The following is a 16,904-nucleotide window of genomic DNA, read 5'->3' on the forward strand; positions in this document are numbered from 1 at the left end:
CCCCGGCCTGCATCCGCCATTTCGCGCTTAGGCGCTGTTTGTAGGCAATGCATACAAAAATCACTTGCCGATGCAAACCGAAAAGGCTCTCCTGCGGATGCTCGTGAAATTGCGGTCGTGGCCGGAAGTGAAAGTCAGGCCGGTTCCAGCACCATCGTTGCGGCAGCCGTGTTCGAGATGGGAATGTGGTAGTTGCGGTGCAGCTCGCGCGCGGAGGGGCCGAGCGCGCCGCGCGCCGCGATCCAGTTGAGCACTTCCACGCCTTGCGTCCCGGCAAGCCGGACGATCTCGTGGATCGAATCGCGCGTCAGGGCTTCGGGATCGGCCGAGAGATTGTCCATGCAGAACCTGTCGTAATCCTTGTTCATGAACCCGGCGCGGGGTCCGTCGAGCTGGTGCGAAAGGCCGCCGGTGCCGATCACGACCACGCGTTCGCCGCCGGGCCAGCTGTGGATAGCCCGGTGCACGCTGCGCCCGAGCGCGAGGCAGCGCTTGGCCGACGGCAGCGGGTGCTGCACGGTATTGATGCCGATCGGCACCAGCCGCACCGGCCATTGCGCGGCATCGGGCCAGGCCAGTTCGAAGGGAATCGACAGCGCATGGTCCACCAGCATCCGCTGGCAGGTGGTCACGTCGAATTCGTCCGCGACAAGGCCTTCGATCACGTGCCAGCTCAGTGCCGCGTGGCCGCGCATGGTCTTGTAGACCGGCAGGCCCCAGCCTTCGTCGGCGTTATGGTATTCCTCGGCCGCGCCCACCGCGAACGTCGGCATCGTGTCGAGGAAGAAGTTCAGGCCGTGGTCGTTGGAGAAGCTCACCACGACATCGGGTTTCATCCGTTCGAGCCATGCGCGAACCGGCGGGAAGCCGTCGAAGAACGGCTTCCAGTAAGGCGCCTGCTGGTCTCCGCGCGCGATCGCGCCACCGATCGCGGGCACATGGCTGGTGAAATAGGCGCCGACGATTTCCGCCATTTCGTTTTCCTTATGCCTGATCGAGCAGCATCTGCTTGAACGCAGCGACGCTCATGCCGGTTTGCAGCGCGCCGAGATCCTGGACATTGAGCCCGAAGATGCCGGCCAGCTTGGCGAGGTAATAGACGTTGCCCCCCGCCTTCATCATCGCCGGCACGTCGCGCCGGGCGACGGCGTCGCGCTGATCGAGGGTGAGGTTGAACCTTGCGCAGTAGGCGGCCTCGTCATCGCGAAAGGCCTGGCGGTTGGCCGCATCGTTGAAGGAATAGCACATGGCGTTGAGGGCATAGCCCTTGCGCGCGCAGGTTCCGTCGAACAGCGTCGTGCCGGGAATCGGCTGGCCCGGTTCACCCATCATGGTTTCGATCGTCATGGCGCACCCTTTCTGGTCGCTGATGGCTGGGCCAGGGTCTAGCGGCGGGATACGCAGGCGATTTGATCGCGATCAAGCACTGGCCTTCACGCCCTTCGAAGCCATGCAAATCAGAACGTGATTAGCCTGAAGTTATATCCTCCGGACGATGCATCCCGGGGCTTCCGGCAACGCGGCCCGTGCCTTGGCCCGGCGCCGGGCCATCAGGATTGCGAAGGGGGCCGGATCAAGGTTGCGGTCGCCCGTGCGACGCCGTTGGGCAGCGCGCCGGGCTTGGTGATCGAGACTTCGGCCCGCAGCACCCGCCGATCGCCGAGCAGTTCCTGCCCGAGCTGCCGCGCGAAGGTTTCGATCAGTCCGATTCCGCGATCGGCAAGCTCGCGGCAGGCATCCGCGATCCGGTTGTAGTCTATCGTATCGGCAATGGTATCATGGACCGGCGCGGTGATTTCCAGTTCGACGGCAACGACCAGCAATTGGCGCCGGTTCTTTTCATGGCCGTGCACTCCGATGAACGCTTCCACGCGGATATCATCGACGCCCACGGTCTGTCGGATGGAAGTCGCCGGCGCAGGCAAGGAAACGACACCGGCGATCGTGCCGTCGGCGTGGCCCGCCGGATTCCGTTCGCTTGTGATCGTGTTCGCCATGCGCTCTTCCCCACCATCGCCGGAATTCGGGCATCGCCGGGATTCGGGCGATCCACAGGTTGACCCGCGAATCCCGTCGCGGGTTTTGGACAAGTCCAGTTGCGGTAGGGCCGTCGGCCCGTGCCGTCAGTTCACCGAGCGGTCCTTCCCACCCCAGAATTCGGCGCGCATCGCCTTCTTGTCGAACTTGCCGACCGGCGTGCGGGCCAGTGCCGCGCGGAAATGGACATGCTTGGGTGCTTTCACGCTGCCGATCCGGGCCTTGCAGTGGGCGATGATCTCCTCGGCCGTCGGCGCGTTCGCCGGATCGGCCACGACCAGCGCGGTCACCGCTTCGCCCCACTTCTCGTCGGGAATGCCGATGGCGGCGCATTCATGAACCCCGGGTAGCTCGGTGACGGCGGCCTCCACCTCGGTGCAGAACACGTTGAAGCCGCCGGTGACGATCATGTCCTTCTTGCGATCGACGATGTAGTAGAAGCCATGCTCGTCGCGCCGGCCGACGTCGCCGGTGTGGTGCCAGCCGTGGGCCCATGTCTCGGCCGAGACTTCCGGCATCTCGAAATAGCCGGCGCCGACGATGCCGCCGCGCCCGACGATCTCACCGACTTCGCCGGTGGGCAGGATCTGGCCATCGTCGTCCATCAGCTCGACCCGGCATGAATAGGTCTGCCGGCCGCAGGAGGCGAGGCGTTCGGGATGGTCGCCCGCGGCAGCCGCCGCGACCACCTCTGGCGAAAGCCAGGTGGCGACGAGGTGGAATTCGGTCTGGCCATAGGACTGGCACATGCAAGGGCCGAACACTTCCACCGACTGGCGCAGTTTCTCGGGCGAAACCGCGGAACCGGCCAGCAGGAAATAGCGCAAGCTCGAATAGTCGACCGTGCGCACCCGGGGATGGGCGAGCATGGTGTAGACGGCGGTGGACGGCAGGAAAGTGTGCGTGACCTTGTAGCGTTCGAACGCGTCCATAACTTTGCCTGCCTCGAAGCCGGGCAGGACGACCACGGTGGCGCCCATCAGGATGCCGGCCATGGTGAAGGGGCCGGCGGCATGGGTCAGCGGCGCCGTGGCGAGGAACACCGGCGGCACCTCGCAGGCCATGATGTTGCCGATCGTTTCCAGCATCGTGCCCCAGCTGCGGTTGGGCACGCGCACGCCCTTGGCGGGGCCGGTGGTGCCGCCGGTGGCGATGATCGCCACCAGATCATCGCCATTGCCGGTGGGATCGCCAAGGTCGGCGATCGGAGGCGAGCCTTCCGGGCGCATGAACCTTTCCAGCGAGGGCACCTCGCCGTCGTCGCCGTCGATGCAGACCAGCGTGTGAATCGAGGCGACATCGGCCTTGACGCGTAGGGCATCTTCGCGCTCGCTGGAGTGATAGAACAGCCAGCCGGCGCGGACATAGCGCAGATAGGCGATGTTGTCGGCAAGCGCATTGCGGGTGTTGACGGGAATCCACACCGCGCCGGCGCGCCACAAGGAGAGCATCGCGGTGACGACGCCGGGATGGTTGGGCGACAGGATCGCCACGGCCTCCTGGTGCCGAAGCCCGGCATCGAGCATCGCCCCGGCGAGGCGATGGGTGAGCACCTGCATTTCGCGATAAGTCACTTCGCGCTGCTGGGTGATGAGCACGGTGCGTTCGGGATGAAGCGTGGCCTGCTTGTCGAAGTAGTCGATATTGCGCATGGGGCCGCCTCTTCAGCCTTGCGGTTTCGGCGGCGGCCGGAGCCGTTCCGCTGTGGCGGCCGCCGAGCATGGTCGGCCCCCCGGCGAAGCCGGCTGACCGCCGCCCACTTGCAGATCGAAATGCATGATCTGGTCGTCCTCTGCCATGTGTCTTTTTGGTTCGAGATTGTATGTTGTACGAACAATTCAAGCTCAAGCGGTTCTTCGACGGCACGCGTGAAGGCCGATGACTCGCGAGGGGTTTCAGGCCTTGAACACAATGGTCTTGTTGCCGTTGACGAAGACGCGATCCTCCAGATGGAGGGCGACCGCCGTGGCCAGCACGCGCCGTTCGATGTCGCGCCCCTTGCGCACCAGGTCTTCGGGGCTGTCGGCATGGCCGATGGCTTCCACGTCCTGGTGGATGATCGGTCCCTCGTCGAGGTCGGCGGTGACGTAGTGCGCCGTCGCGCCAATCATCTTCACGCCCCTGGCATGGGCCTGGTGATAGGGCTTGGCGCCCTTGAAGCCGGGCAGGAACGAGTGGTGGATGTTGATGCAGCGGCCCGAGAGAAAGGCGGCGAGATCGTCCGAGAGGATCTGCATGTACCGCGCCAGCACCACCAGTTCGGCGCCGGTTTCGTCGACCACTTGCTTGATCCGCGCTTCCTGGGCCGGCTTGGTGTCCTTGGTGATCGGAAAGTGATAATAGGGAATGTCGCCGATAAGCGAGATGTTCAGCGCCTCGCGGGGGTGATTGCCGATCACGCCGACCACGTCCATGCTCAATTCGCCGATCCGGTTGCGATAGAGCAGATCGCCCAGGCAATGATCGAATTTGCTCACCAGCATCAGCACCTTGCGGCGTTCCGCCGTGGCTCGCACCGAGAAGGCCATTGCGTGTCGCCCGACCAGCGGCGCGAAAGCGGTTTCCACCGAAGAGGCGGTCGCATGGGGGCAATCGAAGCCTATGCGCATGAAGAAGCGATCGGAATCGGTCGCGTTGAATTGCTGCGATTCACGGATGTTGCCGCCGATTTCGCTCAGCTTCGTCGTCACGCTCGCAACCAGCCCGGGACGGTCGGTGCACGACAAAGTCATCACAAATTCCTGCTGCATCTCAGTTCTCCCCCGGCATGCGCTGCCGCGCGGTTTTGAAATTCCGCACGGTCAGGCTCGCAAATTCTGTTTGCAAGACATACAAAAATTCGTATGTCTTGCGCAACAAATTTGTGCGAGGCCGCATTGGGGCCGCACTGGGGAGAATGCCTGATGTCCGCAGCAAATCTTGAGCAGCTGCTTGCCCGGCAGGACGATATCGTCTCGATGCTGCGCAACTCGCAGCTGGGCGCCTATGTCTATCCGGTCGTCGCGCCCGAGTTCTCGAACTGGCGATCGGAGCAATGGGCCTGGCAGCACGGCGCCGTGCTGTTCGACCAGTCGCACCACATGGTGAACCTTTATCTGCGCGGCAGGGACGCTGGCAAGCTCCTGTCCGATACGATGGTCAACAGTTCGAAGGGCTGGGCCGTCAACAAGGCCAAGCAATACGTTCCGACGACGCCTTACGGCCACGTGATCGGCGATGGCATCATCTTCTGGCAGGAGGAAGAGGAATTCCTTTATGTCGGCCGTGCCCCGGCTTCGAACTGGCTGCGCTATCACGCGGCGACCGGCGGCTACGACGTCGATGTAGAGTTGGACGATCGTTCGCCGATGCGGCCGATGGGAAAGCCCGTCACCCGCAGTTGCTGGCGTTTCCAGATCCAGGGGCCGAATGCCTGGGCGGTGATCGAGAAATTGCATGGCGGCCCGCTCGCACAGCTCAAGTTCTTCAACATGAGCACGATGAACATTGCCGGAAGGGCCGTGCGCACCTTGCGTCACGGCATGTCGGGTGCGCCGGGCCTCGAGATCTGGGGGCCTTATGCCGAGCAGGAGGAAATTCGTGCCGCGATCCTCGATGCGGGCAAGGAATTCGGCCTGATCGCCTGCGGCAGCCGCGCCTATCCGTCGAACACGCTCGAATCCGGCTGGATCCCCTCGCCGTTGCCGCCGATCTACACCGGCGAAAAGCTCAAGGGCTTTCGCGAATGGCTCGGCGCCGATTCCTACGAGGCGACGGGCTCGATCGGCGGATCGTTCGTTTCGGGCGATATCGAGGACTACTACCTCAACCCGTGGGAGCTGGGTTACGGCCCGTTCGTCAAGTTCGACCACGATTTCCATGGCCGCGAGGTGCTGGAAACGATCGATCCGGCGCAGCAGCGCAAGAAAGTGACGCTGGCCTGGCATCCCGCCGACATGGCGAAGATCATGGCCTCGCTGTTCGATCCCGATGGCGAGCAGTACAAGTTCTTCGACGTGCCGCTGGCCAACTACGCCTCGTCCAATTACGACCGCGTCGTCGATGCGGGTGGCAGGACGGTGGGCCTGTCGATGTTCACCGGGTATTCCTACAACGAGAAGCAGGCGCTCAGCCTGGCGACGGTCGATCCGGAAATTCCCGTCGGCACCGAACTGCGGGTGGTCTGGGGCGAGGAGAATGGCGGCACCAGAAAGACTACCGTCGAGCCGCACCGGCAGATCGAGGTTCGCGCGGTCGTGTCGCCGGTGCCCTACAGCCGGGTCGCGCGCGAATCCTATGCCGAAGGCTGGCGCACCCAGCGCTGAACCCGACTGTCGAAAGGGGCGTAGCATGGTCAAGCCGTTGATCCATCCCAATTGGGAACGCGCGCCGGATGGCGTGACCGACGGTTACTCGCTGGAAATGACCGCCAAGGACATCGAATCGCTGCGTGCGGCGGCGGCGCTGATGCCGGTCGATACGCCGGTAGCGGTGACTTTCCTGCCCGGCGAAGAGCCGGCCGCGCGCGTGGCGGCGACCAGGGCGGTGCGGGATCTGGGGTTCGAGCCGATGCCGCATTTCTCGGCACGGCGCATCACTTCGCAGGCCGAGTTCGAAGACTATCTGCAGGCCGTCGTCCATGAAGCCGGGGTCAAGCGCTGCTTCGTCGTCGCGGGGGATCCGCCCGAGCCGCAGGGGCCGTTCTTCGATACTTCGGCGCTGATCGCCACGGGCGCCTTCGAACGCGCCGGAATCAAGGCGATCGGCATAGGCGGCCATCCAGAGGGCCATCCGAACATGAACGCCGCGCAGTGCTGGCAGGTGCTCGAAGCGAAAGTCGCCGAGATCGAGCGGCGCGGCATGGCGCCGCTGATCGTCACGCAGTTCAGCTTCGATCCGGACGCCGTGCTCGCCTGGCTCGAGGAACTGCGCGCGCACGGCATCGATGCGCCGGTGCGGGTCGGCATTCCCGGTCCGGCGGGCATCAAGACGCTGCTGCGCTTCGCGGCGCGCTGCGGGGTCGGTGCTTCGGCCAGCGTGATGAAGAAATACGGGATTTCGATAACCAACCTGATCGGCAACGCCGGGCCCGACAAGCTGGTGGATACTTTCGCGGCCAGGCTGGGCGAGGAGCACGGTCCGGTCCGGCTGCATTTCTATCCCTTCGGCGGCCTTGTCCGTACGGTGGAATGGATCGCGGCCTACGCGAAGGCCTGAACGACGGGAGCGCGACATGGCAATCGTCATCGACGGCAAGCGCATGGCCGACGGGCTGCTCGAACGGGTGGCCGCCGACATCGCCGGGCGCGGGCAGCGCGGCCTGCCGCGGCCGGCACTGGCGGTGATCCTGGTCGGCGGCGATCCCGCCAGCCAGATCTACGTCGGCCGCAAGCTGCGCGCCTGCGCCCGCGTGGGCATCACCTCGCACGAGTTCCGACTCGATCCGGATGTGACCGAAGGCGAGGTTGTGGCGCTGATCGACCGGCTCAATGCCGATCCGGAAGTGGACGGCATCCTGGTGCAGCTGCCTTTGCCCGCGCATGTCGACGCCAATGCGATCCTCGACCGGATCGTGCCGGACAAGGACGTCGACGGTTTCCACCCGGTCAATGTCGGACGCCTATCGACCGGCAAGGGCCATGGCCTGGTGCCTTGCACGCCGCTGGGGTGCATGCTGCTGCTGGACAGCGTGGTGCCGGAGTTCCGGGGGCTCGATGCGGTGGTGATCGGCAAGTCCAACATCGTCGGCAAGCCGGTGGCGCTGATGCTGCTGGAAAGGGAATGCACCGTCACGGTGACTCACATCGCCACGCAGGGACTGCCGGAAATCGTGCGCAAGGCGGATATCGTCGTGGTCGCGGCGGGCCATCCCGGGCTGGTGCGCGGCGACTGGGCAAAGCCCGGGGCGGTGGTGATCGACGTCGGGATCAACCGAATCGCGCTGGCGGATGGTTCGACGCGTATCGTCGGGGACGTTTGCAGCGCCGAAATGGATCATGCCGGCGCGCTGACCCCGGTTCCAGGCGGTGTCGGCCCGATGACGGTGGCCTGCCTCATGGCCAATACGCTCGCCGCCGCGCTTGGGCACGACGCGGAACGGGAACTGCAGGGCGCGGTCCGACCCGCGCTCAGCGCCAGAGGGCATTGAGCGCCGGCAGCAGGTGGTCGCGATGCTCCTCGGGAATGCGGGCGAGCAGGTCGCGCTCGAATTGCTCGATGATCCGATCGGTTTCGGCCAGCCGGCTTTCGCCCGCCGCTGTGAGGAGAATGGCCATGGACTTGCGGTCGATCGGTTCGCGCCGGATCAGCCCCGCCGCTTCCAGCCGGGCGAGAAGCGGCGCCATGTTGGCGCGCTTGATATCGAGGATCCGGCCGATCTCGCTTGAACTGGCATCCTTGCGCCGCGCGATGAGCATCAGCACCGAGGCGTCGGAAATGCGCAGGTCCAGCGGAGACAGGCGGGCGGCGAGTTCGCCCATCATGGCATTGGCGGCGCGTCGCAAGGCATACCCGGGTTGCCGGGCGAGCGGATCGGTCATGGCCGCATGGGGCCGGTTTTGGTATTGAACATAGCAATTCCCATGCTATCAGATATAGCAATAATGATCCATAGATTCGAGGATTGCCATGACCGAGCGCACCGAGGAAGAAACCGTCGCCTGTACCGTGGAAAACGGCATTGCCTGGGTTTCGTTCAACCGCCCTGAAAAGCGCAACTGCATGAGCCCCAAGCTCAACCGACAGATGCGGCGCGTGATCGAGGAGCTGGAATTCCGTGATGACGTGGGCGTGCTGGTGCTCACCGGGGAGGGCGATGCCTGGTCGGCGGGCATGGACCTCAAGGAATATTTCCGCGAGACCGAGGCGCTTGGCCTCGGCGCGATCCGCAAGGCCCAGCGCGAGGCCTATTCGTGGTGGGAACGCCTGCGCTGGTACGAGAAGCCGACGATCGCCATGGTCAACGGCTGGTGCTTCGGCGGCGGCTATGGCCCGCTGTTCGCGTGCGACATCGCCATTGCCGCCGAAGAGGCGCAGTTCGGCCTGTCGGAGATCAACTGGGGCATCCTGCCGGGCGGCGGCGCGTCCAAGGTGGTTGCCGACCTGATGCCGCTGCGCAAGGCGATGTACCACGCGATGATGGGGGAGAACCTTACCGGCAAGCAGGCCGAGGCCCAGGGACTGGTGACCGAGGCCGTGCCCGCCGGCCAGCTCAAGGCGCGCGTCACCGCCATCGCCGAGGCGCTGCTCAAGAAGGACGGGCATGCACTGCGCGCCACCAAGTGGGCGGTGCGCCGCATGACCGAGATGACTTACGAGAATGCCGAGGACTATCTGATCCGCGCGCAGGAAGCGCTCCACAACTTCGGCGGCGTCGAGGCCCGCAAGGAGGCCACGCGCCAGTTCCTGGACGAAAAGAGCTTCAAGCCCGGGCTGGGCGTGTTCGACAAGAGCAGGATCGGCAACTGAAGCGCTTCGGGAGAGGGGCGGCGATGACTACCGAAAAGCGTTACACGGCCGCCCAGTTGGACCGGCTGATCCGTCCCGGTTCGGTGGCGGTGATCGGCGCGAGCGACAAGCCGGGGGCGCTTGGCGCCACCCTGATTACCAATCTCGATCATGCCGGCTTTGCCGGAACCGTCTATCCGATCAATCCCAATCGCGCCGCGATCGGCGCGCGGCCTTGCCTGGCCTCGGTCGACGATTTGCCCGAGGGTGTTGACGTGGCCGTGCTGGCGATCCCGCGCCTGGGCGTGCTGGACGCCATACGCAGCCTTGCCGCGCGCAAGGTCGGCGCGGCCATCGTCTTCTCGGCCGGGTTCGCCGAAGGCGGGCCGGAAGGCCGGGCGGAACAGGACGAAATGGCGCGCATCGCCGCCGAAGCCGGCATGGTGATCGAAGGGCCGAACTGCCTCGGCCTGGTCAACTATGCTGGCGGCGTACCGCTGACTTTCGTCGAAACCCGCATCGTGCCGCCTGCCGGAAGGCGGGCCGTGGGCGTGGTTTCCCAGTCCGGTGCCATGGCGGCGGTGCTCGCCACGACCCTGCTGGCGCGCGACATGGCGGTGAGCGTCTCGATCTCGACCGGAAACGAAGCGGCAAGCGGTGTGGAGGACTATGTCGACTGGATGGTCGACGATCCGGCGACCAGCGTCATCACGATGATCGTCGAGCAGTTCCGCCACCCCAGGCGCTTCCTTGCCGCCGCGCGGCGCGCGCGGGCGGCGGGAAAGCCGATCGTCCTCCTGCATCCGGGTAAGTCCGGGGCCGCGAGGGAATCGGCGGCGACCCATACCGGTGCCATGGCCGGCGATTACAAGCTGATGCGTGCCAAGGTGGCGCGCGCCGGGGTCATTCTCGCGGAGACGCTGGAGGAGCTTGGCGACATTGCCGAGATCGTCCTGCGCTGTCCGGCCATGGATAACCCGCAGGCGGCGGTGCTGGGGGAATCGGGGGCGTTCAAGGCGTTGACGCTCGATCTCGCCGAAGAGCTGGGCCTGCCGCTGGCGCCGCTCGACGATGCGAACGCGCCCGCCTTGCGTGCGGCGCTTCCCCCTTTCGTGCCGGTTTCCAATCCGCTCGACATCACCGCGCAAGGGCTCAGCCAGCCGTCGATCTACACGGAGACGATTTCCGCGCTGCTCGGCGATGACCGGGTCGGCGTGGTTGTCGCCGGGATCATCCAGTCCGATCCGATCACCGCCCAGCTCAAGGTCCCCGCCATTCTGGCCGCGCTCGACGGGGGCGGGCCCGCCAAGCCGGTGATCTTCGCCGGGCTCGACGAAGGCGCGAACATGCCCGCCGAACATATCGCCGCCTTGCGGGCGCGCGGAGTACCATGGTTCCCCACCACCGAGCGCGCGTTCGCCGCGCTGGCCCGGCTGGCCGAGCATCGCCGCCACGATCCGGCCGACCGGTCCCCCGCGCCCCTGGCGGTCCCCGGGCTTGCGGAACTTGGCGGCGTGGTGCCGGAATACCGCGCCAAGCAGCTGCTGGCATCGGCCGGCATCCCCTTCCCGGAAGGCCGCTTCGCCGCTTCGGCGGACGCAGCGGTCGCGGCTGCCGGGGCACTGGGCTTTCCGGTGGCGATGAAGGCCCAGTCGGCCGCGCTTTCGCACAAGAGCGACGCCGGCGGGGTGATCCTGAACCTTGCCGATGCCGACGCCGTGCGGGAAGCGTGGCGGACGATGCACGAAAGCGTGCGCGCCTACGACCCGGCGATCGCGCTCGACGGCGTGCTGGTGGAGCGCATGGGCCGGCGCGGCGTGGAAATGATCGTCGGCGCGCGCAATGATCCAGAATGGGGACCGGTGGTCCTGGTGGGGTTCGGCGGCGTGATGGCGGAGATTCTCCAGGATGCGCGGCTCATCACCCCCGACATGGGAGAGGAGCAGGTGCTTGCCGAATTGCTCGGATTGCGCAGCGCCAGCCTGCTCACCGGCTATCGGGGATCACCGCCGCTGGACCTCGCCGCGCTCTCGCGCATGATCGGCACGATCTGCGCCATTCTCCTTGCCGAGCCGGACATCGCCGAGCTTGATCTGAACCCGGTCATTCTCCATCCGGCGGGCGAGGGCGTGGTCGCGCTCGATGCCCTGATGCTGCTCGGCTGAATGCCGCGCCGGATCGCCATCTTTAGCACAGGCTTATCACTCGCCGGCGCTTTCGATTGGCGGTTTCATGCCGCGTAGCGCAGCAGGGGCGTCATGGAGCAGAACGTCGCCCTTATCGGCTTTGGCGAGGCGGGGATGACCTTTGCCGCGGCGGCCGGCTGGAAGCAGGGCGCGGCAGCCTACGATATCGCGCCGGACCGGCTGACGGCGGCGGCGCAAGCGGGCGTGGTCGCCGCGCGGGATGCCCGGCGGGCCCTGCGCGCTGCGCCGGTCGTGCTCTCGCTGGTAACGGCGGACCAGGCCTTGCCGGCCGCGCGCGAATATGCGGCGCTGATCGCCCCGGGCGCGCTGTGGTGCGACATGAACTCGGTGGCGCCCGAAACCAAGCGGGCCGCCGCCGCCGTGGTCGAGGCGGCCGGGGGGCGCTATGTGGACGTGGCGGTGCTCGCTCCGGTCAATCCGGCGCGGCTTTCAGTGCCGCTGCTGCTGGCCGGGGCCACGGCCGATGCGGCGCGGAAGGCCCTTTCCGATCTGGGCTTCACCAATCTTCGCGTGGTCGGTGAAGCGGTCGGCCGGGCCAGCGCGATCAAGATGATCCGCTCGGTCATGGTCAAGGGGCTGGAGGCGCTGACGGCGGAGACCATGCTTGCCGCCGCCGCCGCCGACGTGACCGAGGAAGTCCTCGCCTCGCTCGACGCCAGCGAAAGGCCGATGTCCTGGAAGGAGCGGGCCGATTACAATCTCGACCGCATGCTGGTGCACGGGCTGCGCCGCGCGGCGGAAATGTCCGAATCCTCGGAGACGCTGCGGGGCCTGGGCGTCGCCCCGATGATGACCCGGAACACGGCCGGCTGGCAGCAGGCGCTGGGCGAACTCGCGATCAGGCCGGTGCCGCAGGGGCTCGATGCGAAACTGGCGGCGATAATGCGGTCTCCGGCCTTCCAGGGAGAGAACTGAAGGATGACCATGATTATCGATTGTCACGGCCACTACACGGTGCTGCCGCAGGCGCACGACACGTGGCGCGAGGCGCAGAAGGCGGCGTTCAAGGCGGGCGAGGCCGCGCCGCCCTATCCCGCGATTTCCGACGACGAGATTCGCGAGACGATCGAGGCGAACCAGCTGCGCCTGATCCGCGAGCGGGGCGCCGACATGACCATCTTCAGCCCTCGCGCCAGTGCCATGGCCCCGCATGTCGGCGATCAGTCGGTGGCGGTGAAATGGGCGCAGGCGTGCAATGACCTGATCGCGCGGGTGGTCGGGCTCTACCCGGACGTGTTCGCCGGGGTCTGCATGCTGCCGCAGTCGCCGGAAGCCGACATGACTTCTTCGATCGCGGAATTGCGGCGCTGCGTGAAGGAACATGGGTTCATCGGCTGCAACCTCAATCCCGATCCGGGCGGCGGCCATTTCAGGCATCCGCCGCTCACGGACGAATTCTGGTTCCCGTTCTACGAGGCGATGTGCGAGCTGGACGTGCCGGCGATGATCCACGTTTCCGGATCGTGCAACCCGGCGATGCACGCGACCGGCGCTTACTACATAGCCGCCGACACCATCGCCTTCATGCAGCTGCTGGAAGGCGATCTGTTCTCCCGCTTCCCGAACCTGCGGTTCATCATCCCCCACGGCGGCGGGGCGGTGCCCTACCATTGGGGGCGCTATCGCGGCCTTGCCGACATGCTCAAGAAGCCGGACCTGTCGGGCCACCTGATGAACAACGTCTATTTCGACACCTGCGTCTATCACCAGCCGGGGATCGACCTGCTGGCCGACGTGATCGACAACAAGAACATCCTGTTCGGCAGCGAGATGGTCGGCGCGGTGCGCGGGATCGATCCGACGACCGGCCATTATTTCGACGACACCAAGCGCTACATCGACGCGCTCGACATTTCCGATGCCGAGCGCCACGCCATCTTCGAAGGCAACGCGCGCCGGGTGTTTCCCCGGCTGGACGCCCAACTCAAGGCTCGCGGCAAATGACCCGGATCACCAATATCCACGAATACCTCGCGCAGTTCGAGGACATTCCCGGCACGCGGGTGTTCACCGCCGCGCGCGCGCGCAAGGGCTATCACATCAACCAGTTCGCGATGAGCCTGATGAAGGCGGAAAACCGGCAGCGCTTCAAGGCCGACGAGCGTGCCTATCTCGACGAATGGCCGATCAGCGAAGAAGCCAAGGCGGCGCTGCTGGCGCGCGACTACAACACGCTGCTCGACCTTGGCGGCAACGTCTATTTCCTGTCGAAACTGTTCTCCACCGATGGCCTGCCGTTCGCCGAGGCGGTCAGCACCATGACCGACATGACCTGGCCCGAATATCGCCAGATGATGCTGGATGGCGGCCGCTCGCCCGAAGGCAACCGCTCGATCAAGGCCAACCGCGCCGCCGCGGTTGGCGCGGCCCATGAAGGGAGCAACTGAAATGGCACGGATCACCGCCGGAGTCGGCTCCAGCCATGTCCCGCTGCTCGGCGTCGCGGTAGACCAGGGCAAGACGCGGGACGAGTACTTCGGCCCGATCTTTGCCGGCTACGACTGGACCAGGCGGTGGGAGGAAGAGACCAGGCCCGATGTGGTCATCCTGGTCTACAACGATCACGCTTCGGCCTTCGACATGAAGATCGTGCCGACGTTCGCGATCGGCTGCGGCGAATCCTACAAGCCGGCAGACGAGGGCTGGGGGCCGCGCCCGGTCCCCGATGTCGAAGGCCATCCCGACCTGGCCTGGCATATCGCCCAGAGCCTGATCCTCGACGAATTCGACATGACCATCATCAACGAGATGGACGTCGACCATGGCCTTACCGTGCCGCTCTCCATGATGTTCGGCACGCCTGAAAAATGGCCGGTGAAAGTGGTGCCGTTGGCGGTCAACGTCGTCACCTATCCCGCCCCCTCCGGCAATCGCTGCTGGGCGCTGGGCGAAGCGATCAAGCGCGCGGTGGAAAGCTTCCCGGAAGACCTCAACGTGCAGATCTGGGGTACGGGCGGCATGAGCCATCAGCTCCAGGGGCCGCGCGCCGGCCTGCTCAACCGCGAATGGGACAACAGGTTCCTTGACGGCCTGGTCGGTTCGTCGGACGCGCTGCGCCATGTCGAACACGTCGAATACATTCGCGAGACCGGGAGCGAGGGCATCGAAATGGTGATGTGGCTGATAATGCGCGGGGCGCTGGGCAGGGAGACGCGCTGCCTGCATCGCCATTACCATATTCCTTGCAGCAACACCGCCATCGGGCACATCGTTCTGGAGCCGGCGGCGTGAGCGTGCGGATAGCACTCGCGGGCGCCGGGGCTTTCGGTGAAAAGCACCTGGACGGCCTCAGGAACATCGATGGGGCCGAAATCGTCTCGATCATCAGCCGCACCGGGGAACAGGCCGCGGCGGTCGCCGCCAGGTACGGCGCCAGGCACAGTTCGACCGACCTTGCCGATGCGCTCGCGCGCGATGACGTCGACGCCGTGATCCTGTGCACGCCCACCCAGATGCACGCCGCCCAGGCGATCGCCTGCATGGAGGCCGGCAAGCATGTGCAGGTCGAAATCCCGCTTGCCGACAGCTGGGCGGATGCCGAGGCGGTGCTGGCGAAAAGCCGCGAAACCGGCCTCACCTGCATGGTCGGGCACACCCGGCGGTTCAATCCCAGCCATCAGTTCGTGCACAACCGCATCGTCGCCGGCGCGTTCAACATCCAGCAGATGGACGTGCAGACGTATTTTTTCCGGCGCCGGAACATGAACGCCAAGGGCCAGCCGCGCAGCTGGACCGATCATCTGCTGTGGCACCATGCGGCGCACACCATCGATCTGTTCGCCTATCAGGCCGGCCGGATCGTCGCGGCGAACGCGATGCAGGGACCCAGGCATCCGGAGCTGGGCATCGCCATGGACATGTCGATCCAGCTCAAGAGCGAAACCGGTGCGATCTGCACGCTTTCGCTCTCGTTCAACAATGACGGGCCGCTGGGCACCTTCTTCCGCTATATCGGCGATACCGATACCTACATCGCTCGCTACGATGACCTGGTGAACGGCAAGGAGGAACCGATCGATGTTTCTGAAGTCGATGTCTCGATGAACGGAATCGAGCTTCAGGACCGGGAGTTCGTCGCCGCCATCCGCGAGGAGCGCGAACCCAACAGCTCGGTCGCGCAAGTGCTGGACTGCTACCGCGTGATCGGCGAACTGGCCGCCCGCCTCGAAGCGGAGGACGGCTGGTCGTGATGGCGAAGCGGCTGCTCGCGGGCCGGCAGGTCAACCCGGTGGGCCTGGGCTGCATGAACCTGAGCTGGGCCTACGGCGAACCCACCCCGCGCGCGGCTTGCGCGGCGCTGCTCGATCGCGCCCTGGACCTGGGATACGATCACCTTGATACCGCTAATATCTATGGACAGGGCGCCAACGAGGCGCTGATCGGGGAAGCGATCTCGCACCGCCGCGGCGAGTTCCTGCTGGCGTCGAAGACGGGGATCATCGTCGATGGCCCGAGGCGGGGCATCGACTGCGGCCCGAAAGCGATCACCGCCTCGCTCGAAGCGAGCCTGGGCCGGCTGCGCACCGATCACATCGATCTGTTCTATCTCCATCGCTTCGATCCGAAAGTGCCGATCGCGGATTCGGTGGGTGCGCTGGCGCGGGCGATCGAGGCGGGCAAGATCGGTGCCTATGGCGTTTCCGAGTGGAATGCGGCGCATATCCGGCAGGCCCACGCCGTCCACCCGATGGCGGCGGTGCAGACCGAATATTCGCTGTGGACGCGCAACGTGGAACTGGGCGTGCTCGAGGCCACGCGCGAACTCGGCATTGCGCTGGTGGCATTCTCGCCGGTGGCGCGCGGCGCGCTGGGCGGCGTCCTGCGGGATGCGTCCGGCCTCCCCGAGAAAGACCTGCGCCGCACGCATCCGCGCTTCAGCGCGGAGAACTGGCCGCGCAATCTGGCGCTGATCGATCGGTTCAGCGCGCTTGCGCGGCGGGCTGGGATCGCGCCGGCGCAATTGGGCCTGGCCTGGGTTCTTTCACGCAGCGGGCATGTTCATGCCATCCCGGGAACGACCTCCATCGCGCATCTCGAAGAGAACTGCCGGACCCAGCAGGTGGAGGTCCCCGCCGAAGTGCTTGAAGAAGCAGGCACCATCCTCAACCAGCGGACCGTGTCTGGTCACCGTTATCCCGAAGTGATGCGCGCGACGATCGATACCGAAGACTTCGCCGGCTGAACACCGCGCCACCTGGCCTGCCTTTCGCGCGGCCATGCTGGTTTCGCTCGCCG

Annotated in this window: 17 protein-coding genes; 11 read left to right on the forward strand and 6 right to left on the reverse strand. The window is 65.8% G+C overall.

Translation table 11 applies throughout. The features are described from left to right. Positions 1-134: 134 nt before the first annotated feature. The 5 genes from BM052_RS17760 to purU all read right to left on the reverse strand — a co-directional run bounded on the left by BM052_RS17760 (position 135) and on the right by purU (position 4,787). Positions 135-974 carry a class III extradiol dioxygenase family protein gene (locus tag BM052_RS17760; protein ID WP_091149063.1) on the reverse strand — a complete coding sequence of 280 codons (840 nt, stop codon included), beginning with the start codon at positions 972-974 and terminating at the stop codon, positions 135-137. A 10-nt stretch (positions 975-984) separates the two neighbouring features. Further along, positions 985-1,347 carry a protocatechuate 4,5-dioxygenase subunit alpha gene (locus BM052_RS17765; protein WP_218151576.1) on the reverse strand — a complete coding sequence of 121 codons (363 nt, stop codon included), beginning with the start codon at positions 1,345-1,347 and terminating at the stop codon, positions 985-987. 203 nt (positions 1,348-1,550) lie between these two features. Further along, complete coding sequence (locus BM052_RS17770; RefSeq protein WP_091149066.1) at positions 1,551-1,997, reverse strand: dihydroneopterin aldolase; 447 nt, start codon at positions 1,995-1,997, stop codon at positions 1,551-1,553. Positions 1,998-2,123: 126 nt separating this feature from the next. Next, a complete protein-coding gene (locus BM052_RS17775; RefSeq protein ID WP_091149068.1) occupies positions 2,124-3,689 on the reverse strand; it encodes an AMP-binding protein in 1,566 nt (521 codons plus the stop codon). Positions 3,690-3,932: 243 nt separating this feature from the next. Beyond that, positions 3,933-4,787, reverse strand: a complete 855-nt coding sequence (gene purU, locus BM052_RS17780) for a formyltetrahydrofolate deformylase (protein WP_091149069.1) — start codon at positions 4,785-4,787, stop codon at positions 3,933-3,935. Positions 4,788-4,940: 153 nt separating this feature from the next. Here purU and BM052_RS17785 point away from each other — a divergent pair, with 153 nt between their 5' ends. The 3 genes from BM052_RS17785 to folD are packed head-to-tail and all read left to right on the forward strand — an operon-like array spanning position 4,941 to position 8,164. Continuing rightward, complete coding sequence (locus tag BM052_RS17785; RefSeq protein ID WP_091149071.1) at positions 4,941-6,341, forward strand: vanillate/3-O-methylgallate O-demethylase; 1,401 nt, start codon at positions 4,941-4,943, stop codon at positions 6,339-6,341. Between the two features lie 25 nt (positions 6,342-6,366). After that, a complete protein-coding gene (locus BM052_RS17790; RefSeq protein WP_091149072.1) occupies positions 6,367-7,233 on the forward strand; it encodes a methylenetetrahydrofolate reductase in 867 nt (288 codons plus the stop codon). A 16-nt stretch (positions 7,234-7,249) separates the two neighbouring features. Next, entirely contained in the window at positions 7,250-8,164 is a 915-nt protein-coding gene (folD, locus tag BM052_RS17795) for a bifunctional methylenetetrahydrofolate dehydrogenase/methenyltetrahydrofolate cyclohydrolase FolD (RefSeq protein WP_091149074.1), read from the forward strand. Here folD and BM052_RS17800 read toward each other — a convergent pair. Next, positions 8,145-8,555: a MarR family winged helix-turn-helix transcriptional regulator gene (locus BM052_RS17800; RefSeq protein ID WP_091149076.1), complete on the reverse strand. Its 411-nt coding sequence runs from the start codon at positions 8,553-8,555 to the stop codon at positions 8,145-8,147. The genes folD and BM052_RS17800 overlap by 20 nt on opposite strands. A gap of 88 nt (positions 8,556-8,643) precedes the next feature. On the opposite strand from BM052_RS17800, the gene BM052_RS17805 reads away from it, so the two are divergent. From BM052_RS17805 to BM052_RS17840, 8 genes are all read left to right on the forward strand, one after another. After that, the gene (locus BM052_RS17805; protein WP_091149078.1) at positions 8,644-9,483 is read left to right on the forward strand and encodes a p-hydroxycinnamoyl CoA hydratase/lyase; all 840 of its coding nucleotides are present in this window, start codon (positions 8,644-8,646) and stop codon (positions 9,481-9,483) included. A gap of 23 nt (positions 9,484-9,506) precedes the next feature. Next, the gene (locus BM052_RS17810) at positions 9,507-11,627 is read left to right on the forward strand and encodes an acetate--CoA ligase family protein (RefSeq protein ID WP_091149080.1); all 2,121 of its coding nucleotides are present in this window, start codon (positions 9,507-9,509) and stop codon (positions 11,625-11,627) included. Between the two features lie 93 nt (positions 11,628-11,720). After that, positions 11,721-12,584 (forward strand): NAD(P)-dependent oxidoreductase, encoded by an 864-nt coding sequence (locus tag BM052_RS17815; RefSeq protein ID WP_091149081.1) that lies wholly within the window; start codon positions 11,721-11,723, stop codon positions 12,582-12,584. A 3-nt stretch (positions 12,585-12,587) separates the two neighbouring features. After that, the gene (locus tag BM052_RS17820; protein ID WP_091149083.1) at positions 12,588-13,613 is read left to right on the forward strand and encodes an amidohydrolase family protein; all 1,026 of its coding nucleotides are present in this window, start codon (positions 12,588-12,590) and stop codon (positions 13,611-13,613) included. Next, positions 13,610-14,056 carry a protocatechuate 4,5-dioxygenase subunit alpha gene (gene ligA, locus BM052_RS17825; protein ID WP_143084889.1) on the forward strand — a complete coding sequence of 149 codons (447 nt, stop codon included), beginning with the start codon at positions 13,610-13,612 and terminating at the stop codon, positions 14,054-14,056. Before BM052_RS17820 ends, ligA begins: the two co-directional genes overlap by 4 nt. Position 14,057: 1 nt before the next feature. Further along, positions 14,058-14,900, forward strand: coding sequence for a class III extradiol dioxygenase subunit beta (locus BM052_RS17830; RefSeq protein WP_091149085.1), 843 nt, complete (start codon positions 14,058-14,060; stop codon positions 14,898-14,900). 2 nt (positions 14,901-14,902) lie between these two features. Further along, positions 14,903-15,859 carry a Gfo/Idh/MocA family oxidoreductase gene (locus tag BM052_RS17835; RefSeq protein ID WP_091149086.1) on the forward strand — a complete coding sequence of 319 codons (957 nt, stop codon included), beginning with the start codon at positions 14,903-14,905 and terminating at the stop codon, positions 15,857-15,859. After that, positions 15,859-16,851 carry an aldo/keto reductase gene (locus BM052_RS17840; RefSeq protein WP_091149088.1) on the forward strand — a complete coding sequence of 331 codons (993 nt, stop codon included), beginning with the start codon at positions 15,859-15,861 and terminating at the stop codon, positions 16,849-16,851. The genes BM052_RS17835 and BM052_RS17840 overlap by 1 nt, the downstream gene beginning before the upstream one ends. The last annotated feature ends 53 nt before the right edge of the window (positions 16,852-16,904 follow it).

The organism is Novosphingobium sp. CF614 (genome assembly GCF_900113255.1).
Classification (GTDB): Bacteria; Pseudomonadota; Alphaproteobacteria; order Sphingomonadales; family Sphingomonadaceae; genus Novosphingobium.

Bases quoted from the DNA above. Each gene is read 5' to 3' on its own strand.
- folD (WP_091149074.1), top strand. From the start codon at position 7,250: ATGGCAATCGTCATCGACGGCAAGCGCATGGCCGACGGGCTGCTCGAA.
- BM052_RS17815 (WP_091149081.1), top strand. From the start codon at position 11,721: ATGGAGCAGAACGTCGCCCTTATCGGCTTTGGCGAGGCGGGGATGACC.
- BM052_RS17765 (WP_218151576.1), bottom strand. From the start codon at position 1,347: ATGACGATCGAAACCATGATGGGTGAACCGGGCCAGCCGATTCCCGGC.
- BM052_RS17785 (WP_091149071.1), top strand. From the start codon at position 4,941: ATGTCCGCAGCAAATCTTGAGCAGCTGCTTGCCCGGCAGGACGATATC.
- BM052_RS17790 (WP_091149072.1), top strand. From the start codon at position 6,367: ATGGTCAAGCCGTTGATCCATCCCAATTGGGAACGCGCGCCGGATGGC.
- BM052_RS17770 (WP_091149066.1), bottom strand. From the start codon at position 1,997: ATGGCGAACACGATCACAAGCGAACGGAATCCGGCGGGCCACGCCGAC.
- BM052_RS17840 (WP_091149088.1), top strand. From the start codon at position 15,859: ATGGCGAAGCGGCTGCTCGCGGGCCGGCAGGTCAACCCGGTGGGCCTG.
- BM052_RS17805 (WP_091149078.1), top strand. From the start codon at position 8,644: ATGACCGAGCGCACCGAGGAAGAAACCGTCGCCTGTACCGTGGAAAAC.
- purU (WP_091149069.1), bottom strand. From the start codon at position 4,787: ATGCAGCAGGAATTTGTGATGACTTTGTCGTGCACCGACCGTCCCGGG.
- BM052_RS17760 (WP_091149063.1), bottom strand. From the start codon at position 974: ATGGCGGAAATCGTCGGCGCCTATTTCACCAGCCATGTGCCCGCGATC.
- ligA (WP_143084889.1), top strand. From the start codon at position 13,610: ATGACCCGGATCACCAATATCCACGAATACCTCGCGCAGTTCGAGGAC.
- BM052_RS17775 (WP_091149068.1), bottom strand. From the start codon at position 3,689: ATGCGCAATATCGACTACTTCGACAAGCAGGCCACGCTTCATCCCGAA.
- BM052_RS17810 (WP_091149080.1), top strand. From the start codon at position 9,507: ATGACTACCGAAAAGCGTTACACGGCCGCCCAGTTGGACCGGCTGATC.
- BM052_RS17820 (WP_091149083.1), top strand. From the start codon at position 12,588: ATGACCATGATTATCGATTGTCACGGCCACTACACGGTGCTGCCGCAG.
- BM052_RS17830 (WP_091149085.1), top strand. From the start codon at position 14,058: ATGGCACGGATCACCGCCGGAGTCGGCTCCAGCCATGTCCCGCTGCTC.
- BM052_RS17800 (WP_091149076.1), bottom strand. From the start codon at position 8,555: ATGACCGATCCGCTCGCCCGGCAACCCGGGTATGCCTTGCGACGCGCC.